Annotated in this window: 4 protein-coding genes and 1 pseudogene; all 5 read left to right on the top strand. The window is 37.3% G+C overall.

The genetic code is table 11. From position 1 onward, the window contains the following. Positions 1–417 (top strand): annotated as a pseudogene (locus BD31_RS03190) (thrombospondin type 3 repeat-containing protein); the annotation flags it as partial. A gap of 12 nt (positions 418–429) precedes the next feature. Further along, positions 430–2598, top strand: a complete 2169-nt coding sequence (locus tag BD31_RS03185) for a thrombospondin type 3 repeat-containing protein (RefSeq protein ID WP_008298479.1) — start codon at positions 430–432, stop codon at positions 2596–2598. 87 nt (positions 2599–2685) lie between these two features. After that, on the top strand, positions 2686–4857 hold the full coding sequence (locus BD31_RS03180; RefSeq protein ID WP_008298483.1) for a thrombospondin type 3 repeat-containing protein: 2172 nt from the start codon (positions 2686–2688) through the stop codon (positions 4855–4857). Positions 4858–4904: 47 nt separating this feature from the next. Continuing rightward, entirely contained in the window at positions 4905–5864 is a 960-nt protein-coding gene (gene dusB / locus BD31_RS03175; protein ID WP_008298481.1) for a tRNA dihydrouridine synthase DusB, read from the top strand. Between the two features lie 140 nt (positions 5865–6004). After that, positions 6005–6244, top strand: coding sequence for an Lrp/AsnC family transcriptional regulator (locus tag BD31_RS03170; protein ID WP_008298485.1), 240 nt, complete (start codon positions 6005–6007; stop codon positions 6242–6244). The last annotated feature ends 158 nt before the right edge of the window (positions 6245–6402 follow it).

The following is a 6402-nucleotide window of genomic DNA, read 5'->3' as shown; positions in this document are numbered from 1 at the left end:
GTTGCTGAAAACTATAATGGCTTCCAAGACGATGACGGTTGTCCTGATGTTGATAATACACAACCTGATTCTGATGGTGATGGCGTTCCAGATGTGATGGATATGTGTCCTAAACAAAGTGAAGTTTGGAACAGATATGTTGATTATGACGGTTGTCCTGACACTGTACCAGTTGGAAATCTTAGAATTGATTCTGACGGAGATGGAATATACGATGATGTTGATTTGTGTATAAATGAAAAAGAAAACTGGAACAAATACCTTGATGATGACGGTTGCCCTGACATTGCACCTGAACAATCAAGATACAAACATGATGCTGATTTAGATGGTATTATTAATGAAAATGATTTGTGTCCACTTGAACCAGAAGATTATGATGGTGACAGAGATACCGATGGATGTCCTGACCCATAGGTGTATTTGAAAATGAAAAGACAATACCTTTTAGGATTTTTGATTTTACTTACCGCCACAATTGGAATGCTTCCAGGTGGAGTACATGCCGCTAAGGTAATTGATTCAGACGGTGATGGAGTACCAGATAATGTAGATCAATGCCCTCATCTTCTAGAAGATTATGATCCACAATATGGCAACAACATTGACGGTTGTCCCGCAGACTTTGTTCCATGGTATGATGCTGATTATGATGGTGTTGAAGACCACATAGATAACTGTCCAACTGTAAAAGAGACTTACAATAGATTCCAAGATGAAGATGGTTGTCCAGATTTGGCTCCTTCTGGACCAAACACCATTGCAGATTCAGATGGTGATGGATATCCAGATTACATGGATTTGTGTCCAAACAGACCCGAAACATTCAACGGTATTGATGACAAAGATGGTTGTCCTGATAATGATACTGCCATCAGAGATACTGATAGAGATGGAATTTCTGATACTCTTGATCAATGTCCTCTAGAACCTGAAACTTACAATAGATTCCAAGATGAAGATGGTTGTCCAGATAATGCAGATACACTAACTTCACAATATCAATTCCCAGACACTGACGGTGACGGAATTGAAGACAGATGGGATTCATGCATTACCGAACCTGAAAACTATAATGATTATCTAGATTGGGATGGTTGTCCTGATGTACCAGGTGCTACTTCATTAGAAATACTAGATGCTGATTATGATGGTATTCCAGATGATGTTGATAATTGTCCACAAGAACGTGAAAACTATAACAAATTCCAAGATACAGATGGTTGTCCAGATGTATTACAGTATATGATTACTGGAGATGCTGACGGAGATGGTATTTTGGATCAGAATGATTCTTGTCCTTTTAGTCCTGAAACTTACAATAAATTCCTAGATTTGGATGGTTGTCCAGACTATGTAGCAGATAACAAGTTTGCTTTTGATTCAGACGGTGACGGTATAATTGATAACATCGATTTGTGTCCAAACCAACCAGAAACATTCAATGGATTTTTAGACAAAGATGGCTGTCCTGATAAAAGTTCTACATCTGATAGAGATTTCGATGGTATTCCAGATGTACTTGATCAATGTCCTCTAGAACCTGAAACTTACAATAGATTCCAAGATGAAGATGGTTGTCCAGATAATGCAGATACACTAACTTCACAATATCAATTCCCAGACACTGACGGTGACGGAATTGAAGACAGATGGGATTCATGCATTACCGAACCTGAAAACTATAATGATTATCTAGACTGGGATGGATGTCCTGACGTTGAAGGAACAACAGCTGGTAACATGCTAGATGCTGATTATGATGGTATTCCAGATCATTTAGATCAGTGTCCAACAATAGCTGAAAGATACAACGACTTCCAAGATGAAGATGGCTGTCCTGATAGTATTGATTATCTAGCAGTTGGTGATTCAGACGGTGACGGTATCTTTGATGATGTAGACCAGTGTCCTCTTGCTAAAGAAACTTACAATAAATTCCTAGATTTGGATGGTTGTCCAGACTATGTAGCAGATAACAAGTTTGCTTTTGATTCAGACGGTGACGGTATAATTGATAACATCGATTTGTGTCCAAACCAACCAGAAACATTCAATGGCTTCCAAGATGAAGATGGCTGTCCTGATAAACAATCATCTAATTTAGATACTGATAGTGATGGTATTCCAGATATACTTGATCAATGTCCTCTAGAACCTGAAACTTACAATAGATTCCAAGATGAAGATGGCTGTCCTGATAATGCAGATACACTAACTTCACAATATCAATTCCCAGACACTGACGGTGACGGAATTGAAGACAGATGGGATTCATGCATTACCGAACCTGAAAACTATAATGATTATCTAGACTGGGATGGATGTCCTGATGTACTCGGTGCACAATCAACTACACCAACATATGCTGATTCGGATAATGATGGTTATCCAGATGTAATTGATTCATGTCCAACAAGCCCAGAAACTTGGAATAAATATCTAGACTGGGATGGCTGTCCTGACACTGCCCCAGAACAACAAAGATTCGTACACGACGATGATCTAGATGGCATCATTAACGATGAAGATCTATGTCCACTTGATCCTGAAGATTATGATGGTGACAGAGATACTGACGGCTGCCCAGATCCATAAGACCTCTTTTTGAGAATTTCTAATTCTATTGAAAGAATCTATTTAACGTGAGACTTAATAAATACCAAATAATAGCGGAGTCAGAGAATGAAAAGACAATATCTTTTAGGATTTTTGATTTTACTTACCGCTACAATTGGAATGCTTCCAAGCGGAGTTTTTGCTAATGAAGCAATTGATTCAGACGGTGATGGAATTCCAAATAATCTGGATTACTGCCCTCATCTTCTAGAAGACTATGATCCACAATATGGCAACAACATTGACGGTTGTCCCGCAGACTTTGTTCCATGGTATGATGTTGATTATGACGGTATCCAAGATCACATAGATAACTGTCCAACTGTAAAAGAGACTTACAATAAATTCCAAGATGAAGATGGTTGTCCTGATTTGGCTCCTTCTGGACCAAACACCATTGCAGATTCAGACGGTGATGGATATCCAGATTACATGGATTTGTGTCCAAACAGACCCGAAACATTCAACGGTATTGATGACAAAGACGGTTGTCCTGATGATGCCGCAAGTCTAAGAGATACTGATAGAGATGGAATTTCTGATAATGTGGATGCATGTGTGACAGAACCTGAAACTTACAATTTTTACTTGGATGAAGACGGTTGTCCTGATAGTGTTGATGTACTAGATTCAAAATACATATTCCCAGATACCGACGGTGACGGTATTGATGATAGATGGGATCAATGTTTAAACGAACCTGAAAATTATAATGGATATCTGGACTGGGACGGATGTGTTGATGTACTTGGTTCAGCTTCTAATGGTTTAGTTGATTCTGATTATGATAGTATTCTTGATTCTGTTGATGCATGTCCATTAGAGCGTGAAAATTTTAATAAATTCCAAGATGAAGATGGCTGTCCTGATGAAATTGAACTTTCAATTTCAGGTGATACTGATGGAGATGGAATTTTAAATCAATTTGACATATGCCCTTATTCTAAAGAAACTTACAATAAATTCCAAGATGAAGATGGCTGTCCTGATTTAGTTGCAAATAATTCAGTTACTTATGATTCAGACGGCGATAGAATTGTTGATAACTTGGATCATTGTCCAAACCAACCAGAAACTTATAATGGATTTTTAGATTCAGATGGTTGTCCTGATAGTTTTGATTCCACACTTGATTCTGATATGGATGGAATATTGAATACATCTGATGCATGTCCACTAGAACCTGAAACTTATAATTTCTTCAAAGATGGTGACGGCTGCCCAGATGCAAACGACTCTATTGTTTCATCTTATCTATTTCCTGACATTGATGGTGATGGAATAGATGACAGATGGGATGCATGTGTTGATGAACCTGAAAACTATAATGGTTATCTGGATAAAGATGGTTGCCCTGATGTGCCGGGAATTTCAAAATCTGCATTATCTGATATTGATTATGATCTAATTCCTGATATTTTTGATTCATGTCCGACAATTGCTGAAAGATATAATGGCTTCCAAGATGAAGACGGCTGCCCAGATTCTATAGCCTATGATTCATTTGGTGATTCAGACTTTGATGGTATTCCAGATAATATAGATCAATGTCCTCAATCTAGAGAAACTTACAATAGATTCCAAGATGAAGACGGCTGCCCAGATTCGATTTCTAACAATAAACTTGCATCTGATTCAGACGGTGATGGTATAATTGATAATCTAGACTTGTGTCCAAACCGACCAGAAACATTCAATGGCTTCCAAGATGAAGACGGCTGCCCAGACAACTTTAGCCCAACACTTGATTCTGACAGAGACGGCATTATAGATATTTCTGATGCATGTCCAAATCAACCTGAAACTTACAACCATTTTCAAGATGAGGATGGTTGCCCTGATACAACCGGTTCTTCCATCCCATCGTATAGTTTTGCTGACATTGATGGTGATGGAATAGATGACAGATGGGATGCATGTGTTGATGAGCAAGAGAACTTTAATGGATATTTAGATTGGGACGGTTGCCCAGATGTTTTTGCAGCAGAATCTACAATTCCTACAAGACCTGATTCTGACGGTGATGGTTACTATGATGCTATTGATTCATGTCCAATGAATCCTGAGACATGGAATAAATACAATGATCATGACGGCTGCCCAGATACTGCCCCAGAACAACAAAGATTCGTACACGACGATGATCTAGATGGCATCATTAACGATGAAGATCTATGTCCACTTGATCCTGAAGATTATGATGGTGACAGAGATACTGACGGCTGCCCAGATCCATAAGACCTGTTTTTAAAATACTAAATATATTCAGATTATAAAATTAAATTATGCTACCAAAATTTTCAAGTAGAGCATTTTTAGCTCCTATGGCTGGAGTGAGTGATCCTGCACTTCGATTACAATGTAAACAAATGGGAGCTGGTCTTGTTGTTACAGAATTTACCAACATTCACAGTATTGTAGCAAAAGAAAGCCAACTCAAAGAAAATATGCAAACAATACAAGAATTCATTGAATATTCAGAACAAGAACGCCCATTATCTGTTCAGTTGTTTGGCTCTGATCTTATTGCATTAGAAAAAGCTGCAAAAATTGTGGAACCTTTTTTTGATATAATCGATTACAATATGGGTTGTCCTGCACCTCATATTACTCAACAAATGGCTGGAGGTGCTCTTTTACAAGAAGTTAATCTAACTCAGCAAATATTTAACACGCTTGTTAATGCTGTAAAAAAACCTGTAACTCTCAAGATCCGTTCTGGTGTAACAACTGCCAGTAAATTCCTTTTTAGAGATATTGCCGAAATTGCTGAAGATGAAGGAATCCAAATGATCACTCTTCATCCAAGAACTGTCAGTCAAGGCTACTCTGGAAATGCAGATTGGGCATTGATTAAAGAACTTAAAGAAATTTCTAGTATTCCAGTTGTTGGAAATGGCGATATTACAACTCCTGAAGATGCTAAAACCATGATTGATGAGACTGGCTGCGATTATGTAATGATAGGTCGTGGTGCAATGGGAAATCCGTTTTTGTTTGAGCAAATTAATGATTATCTTAAAACCAATTCTTACAGAGAATATTCTTTCAAGGATAGATTGGATTCATTTTTTGATTATTTGCACCTTACAAGTCAATATAAAATCAAATTTGCCAATATCAAGAGTCAAGCTATGCGATTTACAAAGGGTATGTACGGCGGTTCAAAACTTCGCTCAAAAATTACAATCTCAAAAAATATTGAAGAACTGGAGAAAATTATGAATAACGCTTACACGTCATAGAGATTTATTGTATTCTCACAAATTTATTTACATTTGTTTATCGTAATGCCAAAATCTATGTTAAATTTTTAACTGAATTTGACTATTCTTATATATTTCAAAATAGGATTTAAAGTATGAAATTAGGAGCTGCATTTTAGTTGGCAACAGCTTATGTTCTCATAAACTGTGAGCTTGGTTCTGAAGAAGCAGTAATCTCAGAATTGAAATCCGTTGAAGGAGTTGTTGAAGTACATGGGACATTTGGAGCCTATGATATCTTGGCTAAGGTTGAATCGGGTCAGGTAGAAGCACTACGTGAAACCATTACTTGGAAGATTAGGAAGATCCCAAAAATTAGATCAACTTTGACATTGATGGGAATTGAAGGTCAACAATAATCTTCAAAATCCTTTTGCTTTTATACTCAAATTGTAATACTTTAGCATCCCTTCAAAAACATGTCCCCCAAAGGGATACCTATCTGAGAGGAGTAGTGACCCTCTCAGTAGTAAATTACAAATCAAAATATTGTTTTTAAATTAATAAAAGAAAATGA

It is taken from the genome of Candidatus Nitrosopumilus salarius BD31, assembly GCF_000242875.2.
In the GTDB taxonomy this organism is placed as follows: domain Archaea; phylum Thermoproteota; class Nitrososphaeria; order Nitrososphaerales; family Nitrosopumilaceae; genus Nitrosopumilus; species Nitrosopumilus salarius.
The sequence above is the reverse complement of the archived record's forward strand: the minus strand, read 5'-3'. Positions and strand labels throughout refer to the sequence as shown.